This is a genomic window from Cellulomonas soli (assembly GCF_013409305.1).
Taxonomy (GTDB): Bacteria; Actinomycetota; Actinomycetes; order Actinomycetales; family Cellulomonadaceae; genus Cellulomonas; species Cellulomonas soli.
Genome location: NZ_JACBZJ010000001.1, coordinates 988,036 through 1,005,543 on the forward strand (window position 1 = coordinate 988,036; position 17,508 = coordinate 1,005,543).

Annotated in this window: 14 protein-coding genes; 8 read left to right on the forward strand and 6 right to left on the reverse strand. The window is 72.9% G+C overall.

The genetic code is table 11. From position 1 onward, the window contains the following. The first annotated feature begins 103 nt into the window (after nucleotides 1-103). The 3 genes from mshD to BKA22_RS20265 are packed head-to-tail and all read left to right on the forward strand — an operon-like array spanning nucleotide 104 to nucleotide 4,343. On the forward strand, nucleotides 104-1,123 hold the full coding sequence (mshD, locus tag BKA22_RS04490) for a mycothiol synthase (RefSeq protein WP_146954056.1): 1,020 nt from the start codon (nucleotides 104-106) through the stop codon (nucleotides 1,121-1,123). Beyond that, nucleotides 1,120-3,369: an RNA degradosome polyphosphate kinase gene (locus BKA22_RS04495; RefSeq protein WP_146954057.1), complete on the forward strand. Its 2,250-nt coding sequence runs from the start codon at nucleotides 1,120-1,122 to the stop codon at nucleotides 3,367-3,369. The genes mshD and BKA22_RS04495 overlap by 4 nt, the downstream gene beginning before the upstream one ends. Continuing rightward, the gene (locus BKA22_RS20265) at nucleotides 3,366-4,343 is read left to right on the forward strand and encodes an NUDIX hydrolase (RefSeq protein WP_146954058.1); all 978 of its coding nucleotides are present in this window, start codon (nucleotides 3,366-3,368) and stop codon (nucleotides 4,341-4,343) included. Before BKA22_RS04495 ends, BKA22_RS20265 begins: the two co-directional genes overlap by 4 nt. 99 nt (nucleotides 4,344-4,442) lie before the next feature. Here the strand turns inward: BKA22_RS20265 and BKA22_RS04505 are convergent, their stop codons facing one another. The 3 genes from BKA22_RS04505 to BKA22_RS04515 form a co-directional block, all read right to left on the reverse strand. After that, nucleotides 4,443-5,447 (reverse strand): inorganic phosphate transporter, encoded by a 1,005-nt coding sequence (locus BKA22_RS04505; protein WP_146954059.1) that lies wholly within the window; start codon nucleotides 5,445-5,447, stop codon nucleotides 4,443-4,445. A gap of 5 nt (nucleotides 5,448-5,452) precedes the next feature. Next, nucleotides 5,453-6,073: a DUF47 domain-containing protein gene (locus tag BKA22_RS04510; RefSeq protein ID WP_146954060.1), complete on the reverse strand. Its 621-nt coding sequence runs from the start codon at nucleotides 6,071-6,073 to the stop codon at nucleotides 5,453-5,455. A gap of 378 nt (nucleotides 6,074-6,451) precedes the next feature. Beyond that, a complete protein-coding gene (locus BKA22_RS04515) occupies nucleotides 6,452-7,099 on the reverse strand; it encodes a hypothetical protein (protein ID WP_223203684.1) in 648 nt (215 codons plus the stop codon). A 99-nt stretch (nucleotides 7,100-7,198) separates the two neighbouring features. On the opposite strand from BKA22_RS04515, the gene BKA22_RS04520 reads away from it, so the two are divergent. From BKA22_RS04520 to BKA22_RS04535, 4 genes are all read left to right on the forward strand, one after another. Further along, nucleotides 7,199-8,629, forward strand: coding sequence for a sugar porter family MFS transporter (locus BKA22_RS04520; protein WP_146954061.1), 1,431 nt, complete (start codon nucleotides 7,199-7,201; stop codon nucleotides 8,627-8,629). 232 nt (nucleotides 8,630-8,861) lie between these two features. Then, nucleotides 8,862-9,320 carry a MarR family winged helix-turn-helix transcriptional regulator gene (locus BKA22_RS04525; RefSeq protein ID WP_146954062.1) on the forward strand — a complete coding sequence of 153 codons (459 nt, stop codon included), beginning with the start codon at nucleotides 8,862-8,864 and terminating at the stop codon, nucleotides 9,318-9,320. Nucleotides 9,321-9,322: 2 nt separating this feature from the next. Then, a complete protein-coding gene (locus tag BKA22_RS04530; protein WP_371863670.1) occupies nucleotides 9,323-11,002 on the forward strand; it encodes an MDR family MFS transporter in 1,680 nt (559 codons plus the stop codon). Between the two features lie 86 nt (nucleotides 11,003-11,088). Continuing rightward, nucleotides 11,089-11,538, forward strand: a complete 450-nt coding sequence (locus BKA22_RS04535; protein ID WP_223203685.1) for a MarR family winged helix-turn-helix transcriptional regulator — start codon at nucleotides 11,089-11,091, stop codon at nucleotides 11,536-11,538. Between the two features lie 28 nt (nucleotides 11,539-11,566). On the opposite strand, the gene BKA22_RS04540 is transcribed toward BKA22_RS04535, so the two are convergent. Together BKA22_RS04540 and msrB are read right to left on the reverse strand one after the other, a co-directional pair. Then, nucleotides 11,567-12,349, reverse strand: coding sequence for a nuclease-related domain-containing protein (locus BKA22_RS04540; RefSeq protein ID WP_146954064.1), 783 nt, complete (start codon nucleotides 12,347-12,349; stop codon nucleotides 11,567-11,569). 214 nt (nucleotides 12,350-12,563) lie between these two features. Then, nucleotides 12,564-12,992 (reverse strand): peptide-methionine (R)-S-oxide reductase MsrB, encoded by a 429-nt coding sequence (gene msrB, locus BKA22_RS04545; protein ID WP_146954065.1) that lies wholly within the window; start codon nucleotides 12,990-12,992, stop codon nucleotides 12,564-12,566. Between the two features lie 239 nt (nucleotides 12,993-13,231). Here msrB and BKA22_RS04550 point away from each other — a divergent pair, with 239 nt between their 5' ends. Further along, on the forward strand, nucleotides 13,232-16,711 hold the full coding sequence (locus tag BKA22_RS04550) for an EAL domain-containing protein (protein ID WP_179561635.1): 3,480 nt from the start codon (nucleotides 13,232-13,234) through the stop codon (nucleotides 16,709-16,711). A 16-nt stretch (nucleotides 16,712-16,727) separates the two neighbouring features. On the opposite strand, the gene BKA22_RS04555 is transcribed toward BKA22_RS04550, so the two are convergent. Next, the gene (locus BKA22_RS04555; RefSeq protein ID WP_223203691.1) at nucleotides 16,728-17,456 is read right to left on the reverse strand and encodes a PilZ domain-containing protein; all 729 of its coding nucleotides are present in this window, start codon (nucleotides 17,454-17,456) and stop codon (nucleotides 16,728-16,730) included. Nucleotides 17,457-17,508 lie beyond the last annotated feature (52 nt).

Consider the following 17,508-nt stretch of genomic DNA (forward strand, 5'->3'; position numbering starts at 1 on the left):
GACCACCCGACTGCCGCACCCGCGGGCACCCGCCGGGACGAACCGGGACGACCCGGGACGCCCCGGCACCGACGCGTGGCCGGTCCCGTGGTGGGATGGGCCCATGACCAGCGCACCGACCGGCAGCCCGCACCCGGAGGCCGGTCCGCCGCGGGTGCACCGGTCCTCCGGTCCGCTCGACCCCGCGCAGGCCGAGGCCGTGCGGGTCCTGGCCCGACGCACCGCGACCCACGACGGCGTCGCGCCCCTGTCGGAGCAGCCTCTGCTGTGGCTGGAGGAACCGGACGCGCCCGTCGAGCACCTGCTCGTGACCGGTGCCGACGGAGGCGACCTGCTCGCCTACGCCCAGCTCGACATCGGATCGGCGTCGCAGGTCAAGGCCGAGCTCGTCGTCGCCCCGGCGGCACGCCGTCGCGGCCTCGGCACCGCCGTGCTGGCGGCCGCGCGGCAGGTGGCCGACGACCACGGCTCGCCGCGCCTGGCGGTCTGGGCGCACGGAGACCTCCCGGCGGCCCGGGCGCTGGCCGCACGCGACGCGTGGTCCGTCGTACGCGAGCTGTGGCAGATGCGCCTGACCCTCCCCGAGCCGCACGGTGCCGACGACGAGCCCGGGCGCCCGCTGCCCGCCGGCGTCACGGTCCGCACGTTCGTACCCGGGCAGGACGAGGAGGCGTGGCGGCGCGTGAACGCGCGGGCGTTCGCCCACCACCCGGAGCAGGGCCGGATGACCGCGCAGGACCTGCGCGCCCGCGAGGCCGAGCCCTGGTTCGACGCCGACGGCTTCCTGCTCGCCACCCGGGACGAGCAGCTGCTGGGCTTCGTCTGGACGAAGGTGCACGCGGCCGGCGAGCTCGGCCCGGGGCCGGTGGGTGAGATCTACGTGCTGGGTGTCGACCCCGACGCGCAGGGGCTCGGGCTCGGCGGTGCGCTGACCCGGCGGGGCCTGGCGACGCTCGCGGCCCGGCACCCGCACGGCCTGCGCGACGTCGTGCTCTACACGGACGCGTCCAACACCGTGGCGGTGCGCACCTACGAACGTGCCGGGTTCGTCCGGTCGGCCGTCGACGTCATGTTCGCCACCGATACCCACCGTTCACCCAGCGGTGCCACGATGGTCCGATGACGGACGCAACCGCCATCGACTCCTCGCTCGCCGCGCACATCGCCGAGCACCTCGAGCCCCCTGCCACGACGGGCAGCAACGGGCTGACCGAGGTGGTGCACGAGCCGCTGCCCGACGACCGGTTCCTCGACCGCGAGCTGTCCTGGCTGGCGTTCAACCAGCGGGTGCTCGAGCTCGCGGAGGACCCGGCACTGCCGCTGCTGGAACGCGTGCGGTTCCTGGCGATCTTCGCCTCGAACCTCGACGAGTTCTTCATGGTGCGGGTCGCCGGTCTCAAGCGACGGATCGCGACCGGCCTGGCCGTCACGGCCGCCTCGGGCCTGTCCCCGCGCCAGGTGCTCGAGGGCATCGGGGAGCACGCGCACGTGCTCATGGAGCGGCACGCGAAGGTCTTCTCCGAGCAGGTGCAGCCGGCGCTGGCCGCCGAGGGCATCACGCTCGTGCACTGGGCCGACCTGGGCGAGTCCGAGCAGGACCGGCTGCGCAAGTTCTTCCGCCGGCACATCTTCCCGGTGCTGACACCGCTGGCCGTCGACCCGGCGCACCCGTTCCCGTACATCTCGGGGCTCTCGCTCAACCTCGCGGTCGTCGTCATCAACCCCGCGACGGGCAAAGAGCACTTCGCCCGCGTCAAGGTGCCGCCGCTGCTTCCCCGGTTCATCGCCGTGGACGCCGCCGGCCGCCCGAGCGCCCCGGACCAGAAGGCCGGTTCGGTCGAGCGCGGGCCGATGTCGTTCGTCCCCGTCGAGGACGTCATCTCCGAGCACCTCGACCAGCTGTTCCCCGGCATGGAGATCCTCGAGCACCACACGTTCCGGGTGACCCGCAACGAGGACGTCGAGGTCGAGGAGGACGACGCCGAGAACCTCCTCAAGGCCATGGAGAAGGAGCTGCTGCGGCGCCGCTTCGGCCCGCCCGTGCGCCTGGAGGTGGCCGACTCGATCAGCGCACGCGTGCGCGAGCTGCTGGTCCGTGAGCTCGGCATGGCCGAGAACGAGGTCTACTCGCTGCCCGCGCCGCTGGACCACACCGGTCTGCACCTGATCGCCGACCTGGACCGCGCGGACCTGCAGTACCCGGTGTTCGTGCCGACCACGCCGCGCCAGCTGGCCGAGGTGGAGAGCGCCACCCCGACGAACGTGTTCGCGGCGATCCGCGAGCGGGACATCCTGCTGCACCACCCGTACGACTCGTTCTCGACGTCGGTGCAGACGTTCCTGCAGCAGGCCGCGGCGGACCCGCAGGTGCTGGCGATCAAGCAGACGCTGTACCGCACGTCCGGCGACTCCCCCATCGTGGACGCGCTCATCGACGCGGCCGAGGCGGGCAAGCAGGTCCTCGCGCTCGTCGAGATCAAGGCGCGGTTCGACGAGCAGAACAACATCTCCTGGGCCCGCAAGCTCGAGCAGGCCGGCGTGCACGTCGTCTACGGCATCGTCGGGCTCAAGACGCACTGCAAGCTGCTGCTGGTGGTCCGCCAGGAGGCCGACGGGCTGCGCCGCTACTGCCACATCGGCACCGGCAACTACAACCCGAAGACCGCCCGGCTGTATACCGACGTGGGTCTGCTGACCGCCGACCCGGAGGTCGGGCAGGACCTCACCCGGCTGTTCAACCAGCTGTCCGGCTACGCGCCCAAGTCGCGGTTCCACCGCCTGCTGGTCGCCCCCCGCTCGGTACGCGCCGGGCTCGTCGAGCGCATCGACCGCGAGGCCGAGGCCGCTCGTGCGGGCCTGCCGGCGTGGATCAAGATCAAGGTCAACTCGATGGTCGACGAGGCCACGATCGACGCGCTCTACCGGGCCTCGCAGGCCGGTGTGCCGATCGACCTGGTCGTCCGCGGGATCTGCGCGCTGCGCCCGGGCGTGCCGGGGCTGTCCGAGACCATCCGGGTCCGCTCGGTCCTCGGCCGGTTCCTCGAGCACGCGCGCATCTTCGCGTTCGCGCACAGCTCGCCCGCGCCGGACTCGACGTTCGAGGGCCCCGAGGTCTACATCGGTTCGGCGGACCTCATGCACCGCAACCTGGACCGTCGCGTCGAGGCGCTCGTGCGCGTGGCCGACCCGGACCAGGTCACCGAGCTGCTGGAGCTCGTGGACGAGTCGATGGACGCCGGCACGGCCTCGTGGCACCTGGACGAGACGGGCACGTGGCTGCGCCGCAGCGAGCAGGACGGGCGCGCCCTGGTCGACGTGCAGGCCTCGCTCATCGCCAGGCAGAGGCGACGGAGGGGCGCGACGCGGTGAGCACCAGCACGGAACCGGTCGTCGTCGAGGCGGCCGGTGCGCTCGTCTGGCGCGTGCGCCTGAGCCGGCTTCAGGTCGCGCTCGTGCACCGTCCTCGCTATCACGACTGGTCGTGGCCCAAGGGCAAGCTCGACCCGGGAGAGTCCGCGGTCGGGGCGGCGATCCGTGAGGTCGCCGAGGAGACGGGGCACGAGGTCGTGCTCGGGATCCCGCTGCCGGGCCTCGAGTACCGGATCTCGGACGGCCGGACGAAGCGTGTCCACTACTGGGCGGCCCAGGTCGCCGGCCGACGGGACGCCACGGCTCTGCGAGCCCGCCCACCGGTGCCGCGAGCGTCGCGCACGGAGATCGACCAGGTGCGCTGGTGGGACGTCGAGACCGCGGTGCACCGCCTGACGAACAAGGACGACCGTCTGCCGCTCGACGCGCTCGTGCAGGCCTACGAGAAGGGTCGGCTGGACACGCGGGCCGTCGTCATCGCCCGGCACGGCAGCGCGCGTCGACGCGCGGGCTGGACCGGTAGCGAGCTCGACCGCCCGCTGACCCGCGAGGGCGAACGGCAGGCGAGCGCCCTGGTCCCGGTGCTGTCCGCCTTCGGCGTGAGCCGCCTGGCCACCAGCGAGTGGGCCCGGTGCCGGTCGACCATCACGCCGTACTCGATCGCGACGACCACGACGCCGCAGGTGCTGGCGATGCTCACCGAGGCCGAGCACGAGCGTTCGCCCGCACGGGTCGCCTCAGCGGTCGTGGAGCTGCTGCGGTCCTCGGGCGACTCGGTGCTGTGCACGCACCGGCCCGTGCTGCCCACGGTCGTCGACGTGCTCGCCCAGCACGCCCGCCGGGCCGTGGCCGACCAGCTGCCGGCGCACGACCCGTTCCTGCACCCCGGGCAGCTGCTCGTCGCGCACGTCGCGCAGACCACGAAGGGACCGCGCGTCGTCGCTGCGGAGACCCACCGCCCACCGGCCGAGTGAGGGCGACGTGGCCGCCGGCGTGGACCGGCACACCCCGGGTACGACGACGCCGGACCGCCCCGTGGGCAGGTCCGGCGTGGTCGTACCAGCGGGCTGGCGTCAGAGCAGGATCGGGCTGAGCACCCAGTAGACGAGCGCGGCGACGCTCGCCGCGGCCGGGATCGTCAGGACCCAGGCGTAGGCGATGTTCTTCGCGACGCCCCAGCGCACGGCCGACAGGCGCTTGGTCGCGCCGACGCCCATGATCGCCGAGGTGATCGTGTGCGTGGTGGACACCGGGGCGTGCAGCACGAACGCGTTGACGTAGAGCACCACGGCGGACACCGACTCGGCCACGAACCCGCGGGCCGGGTCGAGCTCGATGATGCGCCGACCGAGCGTGCGCATGATGCGCCACCCGCCCGAGTACGTGCCGAGCGAGATGGCGCTGGCCGCGGCGAGCTTCACCCAGATCGGGATGCCCCCGTCCGCGCTGGCCCAGCCGACGGTGAGCAGCGCCATGTAGATGACGCCCATGGTCTTCTGCGCGTCCTGCAGGCCGTGCCCGAGTGCCATGGCCGCGGCGGACGCGGTCTGCGCGAGCCGGAACCGGCGCGTGGTGCGCGTCGGCGAGGCCGAGCGGAATATCCACAGCACGCCGACCATGACGATGAACGCGAAGCTGAAGCCGACGACCGGGGAGATCACCATCGGCAGGACGACCTTGTCGACGATGGCCGACCAGTAGACGGCCAGGCCGCCTGCGAGACCGGCACCGACGAGGCCGCCGATGAGCGCGTGCGTGGAGGACGACGGGAGCCCGAACCACCAGGTGATGAGGTTCCAGACGATCGCACCGACCAGGGCGCAGAGCACGACGATCAACGCCTGGTGCGAGGACACGTCCTGCAGGTCGACGATCGACTTGGCGATCGTCTCGGCGACCTCCGTGCCCAGGAGGGCACCGGCGAAGTTCATGACGGCCGCCATGATGAGCGCGGCACGGGGCGTCAGCGCACGCGTCGAGACCGAGGTCGCGATCGCGTTGGCGGCGTCATGGAATCCGTTGGTGTAGTCGAACGAGAGTGCGAGCGCGACTACGACGACGACGAGCGCGAGTTCCACCGCGCTCAGGACTCCTTGAGCGCGATGGTCTCGACGGTGTTCGCCACCTTCTCGAAGGCGTCGGCGGCATCCTCGAGCTTCTCGACGATCTCCTTGAGCTTCATCAGGAGGATCGGGTCGGCGACGTCGTCGAACAGCTGCGCGAGCAGCTTGCGGTGCGTCTTGTCGGCCTGGTTCTCGAGGCGGTTGACCTCGACCCAGTACTCCGAGAGCGAGTCCATGGAGCGCAGCCGGGGCATGGCCTCGGCGGTCAGCTCGGCGGCCCGCTGGAGCACCTGGACCTGGTCGGACACGCGTGCCGGCAGCTCCTCGACCTTGTACAGGACGATGAGGTCGGCGGCCTCCTCCATGAAGTCCATGCAGTCGTCGAGGGTCGACGCGAGGTCGTAGATGTCGTCGCGGTCGAACGGCGTGACGAAGGTCGAGTTCAGCCGACGCATGATCTGGTGCGTCGCGTCGTCGGCCGCGTGCTCGGCGTCGGCCATCCGCTTGCCGAGCTCCTTGCGGGTCGGGCGGTCGGCCCCGAGCATCTCACCGAGCAGGTTCGCTCCGGTCACGAGGTGCTGCGCCGAGGCGGCGAAGAGGTCGAAGAACGTGGTGTCGCGCGGGGTGAGGCGCAGTCGCACGGGAGGCTCCCATGAGGGGGTTGACGGACGGGAGACAGGCTAGGTCACCGCCCAGTGTTTCCCCAACGCCGGATGTCCTGTGCATGCCTGTGAGACGGCTGCTAGGTGGACGGCAGACGTCGACCCCGCGAGACGCAGGTCACTCCCGGCACGGGCACGCAGACGCGCTGGTGACGCATCGTGCCGGGGCTGAGGTGACGTCGGGCCGGGAGCGCCTCTCGGCGCGAGGCCGCTCGAAGCGGCGAGAGATGGAGCCCGGGGCTACCGCGACCCGACGTCGCCGCTCATGCTACGCCCCGGGGGGTCGGACCGGCAGGGCCCGACCGCAAGTGCCGAACCGGACGCGCCGGCACGGCACGGGGTCCGGACCCGCCCGGCTCAGTCCAGGTGGCCGGCCCGCCACAGCGCGGCCGAGGCGGCGAGCTCCTCACCCGTCCGGGCCAACGACGCGGCCGAACGGGTGGTGCGACCGGCGTCCTCGGGGGCGACCACGTCGAGGTGGTCGGCGTCGAACGCCGCCCCGGTGGCCAGCACGTGGCAGAACGCGGCCGCCCGTTCGAGCGCGACCGCGAGGTCCCCGGTGTAGACGCCGGACAGCACGGCGTCGGCGGCGGCGCGCACGTCGTCCGGCCCGGGCGGGTCGACGACGCCGGCGATGGCACCGGCCACCGGTGCGGCGGCGACACCCTGACGGAACCGGTCGGCGACCGTCTGCGGGTCGCGGCGCACCCACTCGCGCAGCACGTAGAGCCGCCACAGGGCGCCCGGCAGGCTGGTCGGGGGGCTCTGCGACCACAGGGTCGCCACGAGGTCGAGCCCCTCGGTCTCGACGAGCGCGACGAGCCGCGCCACGACCGCCGGGTCGCCCGCCTCGGCCCGGCCGTGGTGGACGAGCGCGGCGGCGGTGGTGTGCGCGATCTGCGCGCGCGCCTCGGGGTCGAGGTCGCCGGGGATCGCGTCCGTCTGCGCGGCGTCCAGCAGGGCAGGACGGCGGGGTCGGCGGGGGCCGTCGGTGGGCTGGGACATGGCATCGATGATCGCACCGGGTGCGAACACCCCCTCCACGGGTGAGAGTGGGACCGGCCCCGCGGGGGTGGTGGCCGCACGACCTCGGGGGGACGGCTCATGTCCGGAAGCACAGGCGCGCCCACGGGCGAGCACCACGGCAAGGCGATCGGGCTGGCGGTGGCCGCGGCCGTCGGCGGCTTCCTGTTCGGCTTCGACAGCTCGGTGATCAACGGGGCCGTCGACGCGATCGAGGGGCAGTTCGACCTCGCTGCGACGGTGACCGGCCTGGTGGTCGCGGTGGCGCTGCTCGGCTGCGCGGTCGGCGCGTGGCTCGGCGGGCGGCTCGCCGACCGGTGGGGTCGCACGAAGGTGATGCTGCTGGGCGCGGTGCTGTTCTTCGTGTCCTCGATCGGCTCGGCGCTGGCGTTCGCCGCCTGGGACCTGGCGATCTGGCGGGTGATCGGCGGCATCGGGATCGGCATCGCGTCGGTGATCGCCCCGGCGTACATCGCCGAGATCGCCCCCGCCTCGGTGCGCGGCATGCTCGGCTCGCTGCAGCAGCTGGCGATCACGCTCGGCATCTTCGCGGCGCTGCTGTCCGACCAGCTGCTGGCCACGACCGCCGGCGGCGCGTCCCAGGAGCTGTGGCTCGGCTGGGAGGCGTGGCGCTGGATGTTCCTGGTCGCGGTGGTGCCGGCCGGCGTGTACGGCGTGCTCGCGCTGCGGATCCCGGAGTCTCCCCGGTTCCTGGTCGCCCAGGGGCGCACGCCGGAGGCGGTGGAGGTGCTCACGCGGGTGCTCGGCACGCAGGAGGAGGCGCAGGGCCGGGTCACGGAGATCGAGCGCACGATCGCCAAGGACGCGAAGGTCGTCGAGCACGCCTCGTTGCGCGGGCCACGGTTCGGGCTGCTGCCGATCGTGTGGGTGGGCATCCTGCTGTCGGTGTTCCAGCAGTTCGTCGGGATCAACGTGATCTTCTACTACTCGACGACGCTGTGGCAGGCGGTGGGCTTCGACGAGAGCCAGTCGTTCCTGGTCTCGACGATCACGTCGGTGACGAACGTGCTGGTCACGCTCGTGGCAATCGCGCTGGTCGACCGGGTGGGCCGGCGGCCGATCCTGCTGGTGGGGTCGGCGGGCATGACCCTGTCGCTGGGCCTCATGGCGCTGGCCTTCACGCAGGCGACGACGTCCGGCGACCAGATCTCGTTGCCGGCCGGCTGGGGCACGACGGCGCTGGTCGCGGCGAACGCGTTCGTCGTCTTCTTCGGCGCGTCGTGGGGGCCGCTGGTGTGGGTGCTGCTCGGCGAGATGTTCCCGAACCGCATCCGGGCGGCCGCGCTGGGGGTGGCGGCCGCGGCGCAGTGGATCGCGAACTTCCTCATCACGGTCTCGTTCCCGCCGCTGCTCGACGCGTTCGGGGCGACCGTCCCCTACCTGATGTACGCGTTGTTCGCGGCGCTGTCGTTCGTGTTCGTGCTCGCGCGCGTGCCCGAGACCAAGGGCATGCAGCTGGAGGACATGCAGGGCGCGACGCACGGGCACTGACGGGCACTGACGCGCGCTGACGGGCGCTGGTCGGCACTGGCCAGCACTGTCGGCACTGGTCGGCACTGCCGGCACCGACCCGTTCGGGTGTCGTCGACGTCACAGTCGTCTGCGTGATGCAACTGTTGCCGAGGGCAACTATCGGCCCTATGGTTGCTCAAGGCAACGACATCGGTCGGGTCCGCGGCAGGCGCCGCCGGCCCGGGCCACGGGCGAGGACAGGAGGCGCGGCATGCCGGTCCAGGACCTGCTCGGCGCAGCCGGCCAGCTCGCCCGCGCCCAGCGCGAGGCCGGGCTCGACATCGCCCGCTCGGTCGGCGCCTGCCGCGCCACCGTCTCGCTCGTCCGGCTGCTCGACGGCTGCGGCGAGGCACCCCTCGGTCAGCTCGCCGGAAGCCTGCGCGTCGACCTGTCGGTCGCGAGCAGGCAGGTCAGCCAGGCCGTCCAGGACGGGCACGTCGAACGCAGCATCGGCCCCGACGACCGGCGCATCCGCACCGTCCGCCTGACCCCCGCGGGCCAGGACCTCGCCGCGCGGCTGCACCAGGAGTCCGCCGACCGCGCCGCCGTCACGTTCGCCGACTGGACCGACGACGAGCTCACCGCCGCCGCCACCACCCTGCGCCGGCTCGCCGACGCGCTCACCCCCCGCACGACCGGGCACCCGGCGCGCACCATCGACGAGAGCTGAGCATGACCACCGACACGTCGCCCACGGCCACCACCCCGGGCACTGCAGCGCCCACAGCACCCGCAGCACCCGCAGCGCCCGCATTGCCCTCAGCAGGGCACCGCACCGACGAGCCCGTCGCCATGACGCACCGGCAGGTGCTCGAGGCGCTCTCCGGGATCCTCCTGGGGATGTTCGTCTCGATCCTCGCGACGAGCCTCGTCTCCTCCTCGCTGCCGCGGATCATCACCGACCTCGGCGGCTCGCAGTCCGCGTTCACCTGGGTCGTCACCGCGACCCTGCTCACCACCACCGTCACGACCCCCATCTGGGGCAAGCTCGCGGACCTGTTCGACCGCAAGATGCTCATCCAGGTCGCCCTCGTCGTCTCGGTGCTCTCCTCGGCGCTCGCCGGGATCTCCCAGACCACCGGCCAGCTCATCGCCGCCCGTGCCCTCCAGGGCATCGGCGCCGGTGGCCTGACCGCCCTGGCCACCGTGCTGATCGCCGACATCATCAGCCCGCGCGAACGCGGTCGGTACATGGGCTACACCGGCGCGATCATGGCGCTCGGCATGATCGGCGGACCGCTCATCGGCGGCATCGTCACCGACGGCCCCGGCTGGCGCTGGAACTTCTTCTTCGGGCTGCCGTTCGCCGTCGCCGCGATCATCGTGCTGCAGCGGACGCTGCACCTCGCCCCGCGCGCCCGCCGCCTCGTGCGCATCGACTACGCCGGTGCCGCCCTGCTCTCGCTCGGCATCGCGACGCTGCTGCTGTGGATCACCTTCGTCGGCGACCAGTTCGCCTGGGGCTCCTGGCAGACCGCCGCGATGGTCGGGGGCTCGCTCGCCCTGCTCGCCCTCGCCGTGCTCGTCGAGCACCGCGCGGCCGAGCCGATCATCCCGCTGCGCCTGTTCCGCAACCGCACGCTCGTGCTGTCCGTGATCGCCTCGATCTCCGTCGGCATCGCCCTGTTCGGCACCTCGGTCTTCCTCAGCCAGTACATGCAGCTCGCCCGCGGCAAGACCCCGACCCAGTCCGGCCTGATGACCATCCCGATGGTCACCGGCATGGTCCTCGCCTCGACGCTCTCCGGCCGGTACATCACGCGTTCGGGCCGCTACAAGCGCTTCATGGTCGCCGGCGCGAGCATGCTGAGCATCGGCCTCGCCCTCATGGGCACGATCCACTACGACACGAACTTCACGCTCGTCGCGGTGTACATGGCGCTGCTCGGCGCGGGCGTCGGCATGCTCATGCAGAACCTCGTGCTGGCCGTGCAGAACACGCTCGACGTGCAGGACATCGGCGCCGGGACCGCGACCGTCGCGTTCTTCCGGTCGCTCGGCGGCACCGTCGGCGTCTCCGTGCTGGGCGCCGTGCTCGGCTCGCGGGTCGGCGACCTGATCGTCGAGGGGCTCGTCAAGATCGGCATCGACCCGTCCGCGCTCGGCGGCAGCGGCAGCGCCCTGCCCGACCTGGCGACCCTGCCCGGGCCGGTGCGCGTCGTCGTGGAGTCCGCGTTCGGCGACGGGATCGCCGAGCTGTTCCTGCTGGCCGTCCCCGTCGCGCTCGTCTCGCTCGTCGCGGTCCTCCTGCTGCGCGAGGTCCCCCTCGGCACCCGGTCGGGCGCCGAGCTGCGCGCCGAGGCCGGTACCAGCGACGCGGTGGCCGCCGAGACCGCGTCCGTCCACGCCTGACGCGCGGACCGACCGGCAGCCGACGAACCAGCGACGACATGACGCATCCGGCACCGTCCACGGGCCACATCCGGGAGGATGGGCCCGTGGACGCCGAGGACCCGATCCGCCAGGTCGAGCGCGAGCTCGGGATGCTGCTGCGCCGTGCGCACGCCGCATCGACCGCGATCGCCCGGAAGGTCCACCCCGACCTCGAGCCGGGCGTGTACGCGACGCTGGCCTACATCTCCCGACGACCGGGCGTGCGGGCCAGCGTGGTGGCCGACGACTTCGGCATCGGCCGCGCGACGATCTCGCGCCAGCTCGCCCGGCTCACCGACCTCGGGCTCGTCGAGCGACGGCCCGACCCGGACGACCAGCGCGGCCAGCTGCTCGCGCTGACGCCCGAGGGCACCGAACGGCTCGACCGGGCGCGCGGCGCCCGAGGCGGGTTCCTGCGCGAGGCGCTGGACCTGTGGGAGGAGGACGAGCTGCGGCACCTGGCCGCCCAGCTCGCCCGGCTCAACGCCGCCGTGGCCGCGTCCGTGCGACGCTGACCGCACCCCGACGGGCTGGGGCGTCCGGTCAGCGCATCCAGGTGGTGCGCTGGCGGGCGATCGCCGTGATCGCGGTGACCCGGTCGGGGTCGAGCCGCAACGGCATCCGACGGAAGACCGACGGCACGTCCTGCCGCGAGACGGCGACGGCGTCCTGCGTGCGCGGCTCCTGCGAGACCTCGAGGTCACCCTGCAGCACGACCATGCCCCGCACGGTCACCGCCGCGACCCCGCTCGCGTGCAGCAGACCCTGCACCCGGACCGCCTCCAGGCGGGCGTCGCGCAGGTACGGCACCGGTCGGCCGTCGACCTCGATCCGACGTCCGTCGACGCACACCCGCTGACCGGGATGGCGGCGCTCGGAGACGGCGAAGATCCCACCGGGTCCGATGAGCAGGTGCTCGACGACCGTGCCCTGCCGGCCGAGCGGCACGTCGTGCAGCGCCTGCCAGCCCTCGTCGACCAGGCGGTCCAGCCGCACACCCACCGGGCTGCCGCGCTCCATGCGCTCGCGACGGTCCGCCTCGAGCTCGGCCGCGGACATCGGGCCGAGCCAGGCGCGCATCGACGCCTCGTCCAGCGCGTCGAGCGCGTCCCGCGGTCCGGGCAGCGGCATGACCAGCTCGGTGACGTCCGAGCGCAGGAAGGCCTGCACCGCGCGGCGCAGCTGGGGCTCGAGCAGCGGGTCGTCGATCGCGACCTCGCCGGACTGCAGGTCGACGGAACCGGCGCGGGCGCCGGTCGACTCCGTGACGAACAGACGGTCCGCGCCGTAGCGCCGCCACCGCCTCACCGTCAGCACCGTCTCCACGAGACCATTATCGGCACCTGTGAGCCCGGACTTCAGGTCCGTCCGCGACCTGGCCGGTCCCGGAGGGCGTGTCGCGGGTCCCGGCGACGGGCGTGTCGCCCCCGTTCCCGGGCGAACCCGGGCACAGGCGGCGTCCACGCAGGTCATCTGCCGGATCCGGACGCCGCCGAACGGGTGACCCGGGCAGGGTGAAGTCCCCGCCCGGGCGGGGCGCTCAGCCCTCCTGGGGCTCGGACGCAGGCTCGGACGTGGCCTCGAACGTCAGGCTCACCGAGTTCATGCAGAACCGGTCACCGGTCGGGGTCTGCGGGGCGTCGTCGAACACGTGCCCCAGGTGCGACCCGCAGCGGGCGCACCGCACCTCGGTGCGCGCCATGCCGAGCGTGCGGTCCTCGACCAGCTGCACCCGGTCCCCCGCGAGCGGCGAGAAGAAGCTCGGCCACCCGCAGTGCGAGTCGAACTTGGTCTCGGAGCGGAACAGCTCCTCGCCGCACGCCCGACAGCGGTACACGCCCTCGCGGTGCTCGTCCAGCAGCGCACCCGTCCAGGGGCGTTCGGTGGCGGCCTGGCGCAGCACCGCGAACTCCTGCGGCTCCAGCAGCAGCCGCCACTCCTCGTCGGACCTCGTCACGTCGTATCCCATGCCCGCTGCAACACCGCACGCGTCGCGGACGTTCCGGAGGCCGACCAGCACCGACGCTCGCCTGCAGGCGCCTGTAGGCGTTCGACCGGGTGAGGTCTGTGCTCCATCCGGGGGACAGTGCGGGTCACCGCTCAACAGGACAGCACCACCCGTCGATGGGCACTCTCGACACGTGCACCGCGGCCGTTGCGCGGGGCACGATGCGGACGCACGTCCGCACGTCCCGGCGAAGGAGCACGATGGAGCAGTCGGACACGGTCCTGGTGCTGATCTCCTTCACCGGCGGCTTCTACTTCGGGGAGTCGCTCGCCGGGATCCAGCACGAGGTCGCCCGGGCCGGCGGACGCCTCGTCGTGCACCAGACCTCGGCCCAGGTGCTGCCGTACGTCGAGGCCGACCTCCCGCAGGCCACGACACCGGTCGCGTGGGGGCACGCGGTGGGAGCCATCTCGGTCGCCGGCGCTGCCGGACGCAGCTCGCTCGAACGACTCACCGAGTCAGGGGTGCCCGTCGTCCTCGCCTCGCAGAGCATCCCGGGGTTCCCGGCCCCCGTGGCCATGCCCGACAACCTGGGCGGGACCTCGGCGGCCTTGGCGCACCTGCTCGGGCACGGGCACACGCGCATCGGGTTCGTCGGCAACATCGCCGGTACCGACATGCGCGAGCGCTACGCGGCGTACCACCAGACGCTCGTCGACCACGGCCTCGCGCCGGAGCCGACGCACTTCCTGCCGTGCGCGGAGAACGGCGAGATCGGCGGGACGCAGGCCGCGGAGCGCTTCCTGGCGCTCCCCGAGCGCCCCACGGCGGTCATGTGCGCCACCGACCGCAACGCGATCGGGTTCCTGTCCCGCGTGCGCAGAGCGGGCCTGTCCGTCCCGGAGGACGTCGCGGTCATCGGCTTCGACAACATCGAGGCCGGCGCCTACGCCGTCCCCGCGCTGGCCACGGTCGACCAGAAGTTCCACGCCGTCGGCGCGCTCGCCGGCCGGCTGCTGGTCCGGCTCGTCGAGGACGGTCCCGACGCGTTCCCGGGCGGGACCGTGGAGCACGCGCCGAGCGCGTACGTCGTGCCCCGCAGCTCCTGCGGGTGCACCGGCGACGCCGTCCGACCGCCGATGCGGATCGCGCCGCCCGAGCGGCCTGGTGCGTCGACGCGTCCGATCGCCGTCACACCCCCGACCCAGGACCTGGCTCCCGAGGCCCGCCTGCGGGCCGACCTGACCGCCGCGCTGGAGACGGACCGGTCCTCCGGTGCCACCGAGCACGTCGAGGCGACGGCCCTGGCCGTCGAGAATCTCGTGCTCGACGCGCTCCGCACCGGGCTCGTCCCGCCCGCCGACCACGTCGCCGGGGCCGTGGAGGCCGCCAGCCGCGCGCTGCTGCGCGCCGAGGGCCTCGACGAGCTGATCTCGGCGATCGACACCTACCTTCGCAGGGTCGCAGCGACCGGTCTGCGCGACGACGGGGACAGCAGGGACGGCGCCAGCGGGGCGCTGCCTGACCTCGAGAGGCTCCGGCTCACGATCGGCGCCCTGCGGGCTCGCCTGACGGCCACACGCTCCCACCTGCACGCCGCCCGCTACCTGCAGCGCTCGCTCAGCGCCGAGGAGTCCTTGTTCGAGGGATACCTCGTCGGGCGATCACTGCTCGGCGCGGACGCCGCACCGCCCGAGCAGCTGGCGTGGCTCGCCGGTACGCACGTCCGTGTCGGTGCACTCGCCCTGTGGCGGGAGGGCGAGCTGGAGATCACCGGGGCGCACGACCCCGGACTGGTGCTGCCCGACCTCGCCGGTCGCCGGATGCCACCCGAGCAGTTCCCGCCGTCGGAGATCCTCGACCAGGTCCGCTCGCACGCCGGCGAGGTCGCCTACGTGATCCCTGTGCGGTCGCCGGGGCGCGAGTGGGGCCTGCTCGCCCTGGTCGCCGGGATCGACGTCGACTCCAACCGGGAGACCTACACCCACTGGTCGTCGCTGCTCGCCTCCGCCTTCGACCAGCACGACCTGATCCGGGCCGTGCGGCAGTCGGAGGAGCGGCACGGCCTGCTGGCGTCCGCCCTCAACGAGGGCCTGTGGGAGCTGGACACGGCCACGAAGGAGGTCACCTTCTCCGCCCGCGGCCTCGCGCTGCTCGGTCTCGAGCACCTGCCGCACGCGCACCGGCTCGGCGTCTGGCGCCGATGTGTGCACGAGGGCGACCTCGAGCACCTGGAACGCACGATCCGGGACGTGGCCGCCGGTACGCTCCCCGTCGCCGAGATCGAGTACCGGTACCGCGGCCCCTTGGACCCTGAGCACCGGTGGATGATGGTGCGGGTCATGCCCTCGGCCCGGCGCAGCGACGGCAGGGCCGCCCGGCTCATCGGCACCATGGGCGACATCACCCGACGCAAGCAGTTGGAGGAGGAGCTGCGTCGGCACGCGCTGTACGACCCTGCGACGGGTCTGCCGAACCGCCGCATGTTCCTCGACCGGCTGCGCCAGTCCGTGTCCCGCGCCCACCTGGACGGCGCACCGTTCGCGGTCGTGTTCCTCGACCTCGACCGGTTCAAGGTCGTCAACGACTCGCTCGGCCACCAGACCGGCGACCGGCTGCTGCGGGCCGTCAGCGAACGGCTCGCGGCGGTCCTGCGCCCGACCGACATGGCTGCACGGTTCGGCGGCGACGAGTTCGCCGTCCTGCTCGACGGCATCGAGCCGTTGGCCGTGCACGCCGTCGCGCGGCGACTCATCGAGAGCCTGTCGCGCCCGTTCGAGGTCGACGGGCACTCCCTGTGGGTCACGGCGAGCCTGGGCGTCGCCTCGAGCGCCGTGCCGTACACGGACGCCGAGGACGTGCTGCGCGACGCCGACACCGCGATGTACCACGCCAAGACGCACGAGCCGGGCAGCGCGGCGTTCTTCGACTCGGCCATGCACCAGGACGCCCTGCAGCACCTGAGCCTGCAGGCCGAGGTGCAGCTCGCGCTCGACCGCGACGAGTTCGAGGTCTACTACCAGCCGATCGTCGAGCTCGACGACTCCCCCGTCGCCCGGTTCGAGGCGCTCGTGCGGTGGAATCATCCGACCCGTGGCCTCGTGCTGCCCGGCACGTTCCTGCCGCTCATGGAGGAGACCGGGCTGATCGTGCGCCTCGGCCAGAGGGTCGTCGAGAGCACCTGCCGGGACGTCGCGCAGTGGCGCACCGCCTACGAGGGCCCGGTGACGGTGAGCGTGAACCTGTCCGACCGGGAGTTCTGGCACACCGGCCTCGCGCAGCACGTCCTGGACTGCCTCGCACGCCACGAGCTGCCCGCCGAGTGCCTCACGCTGGAGATCACCGAGGGCGTGATCGCCCGCCGCCCCGAGCTCGCCGACCAGCTGCTGCGCCAGTTCCACGCGGCAGGGCTGCAGCTGCACATCGACGACTTCGGCACGGGTCACTCGTCGCTGCAGACGTTGCACCGCTACCCGGTCGACGCGCTCAAGATCGACCGCTCCTTCGTGCACGGCCTGGCCGAGGAGCAGCAGTCGCGCGAGCTCGTCCGTGCGATCGTCGCGATGGGGCGCGCGCTCGGGCTGACGGTCATCGCTGAAGGGGTCGAGACACGCGAACAGCTGGCGATCCTGCGGGACGTCGGCTGCGAGAGCGCACAGGGCTTCCTGTTCGACCGGGCGCTGCCCGCGGACCGGGCCGCCGCCCTGCTCGGCACCCCGCCGGTCGAGGCGGCCGTCTGACCTGCTGCGGGAGCGGTCAGGTGCTCTCGACGCGGACCTGACGCTGCTCGCGCTGCGTGCGCGCCACGTACGCGTACAGGTGGTCGGACGAGCGCTCGTCGAGGCCGACGAACCGGCAGCCGTAGTGCAGGACGCCCGAGACGGACTGCGTGCGCACCACGAGCGCCTGCACGCGCAGCGCCACCGCACCGCCACGGCTGGCCACCACGGACGGCAGGTCGAACCCGAGGATGTCCCCGACCTCGAGACGCGAGGTGCAGGTCAGCCGGGTCCCGTTGGCGGACAGGTCGATCACGGTGACGCCGACGCTGGCGAGGACCGGCTCGTCGGCAGGGTCCTCGTGCGCAGGGTCCTCGTCGGCCACGGCCTCGTCAGCGGGTGCATCCCCGTCCACGGCCGTGACGACGGGCGCGTCGGCGGGCAGGTGGTCGGCCGGGTCCGGCCGCACGGCCCGCTCCAGGGAGGCGATGCACAGCAGCCGCACGCTGACCCGCACGCCGTCGCGCTTCTGCACCACGGACTCGAGCTCGATGCCGCCGACCTCGACCACCGCGCCGACACGCACGACGTAGCCGGCGTACAGGCATTCACCCCGCACGTCGTCCAGCACGCGCAGCCGGACGTGCATCCCGGGCGTCAGCCCGCGGGCCAGCGACTCGGGGACGACGGTCGCCTGGTGGCCGTCGAACGACCGGATGTGGCCCGTGACGTGGGATTCTGCGCCCGCCACGGTGCACGGACGCATCTCGTGCAAGCTGGACCTCCTGAGCACCCGTGGCCGGCCCCGGCCGGGTCAT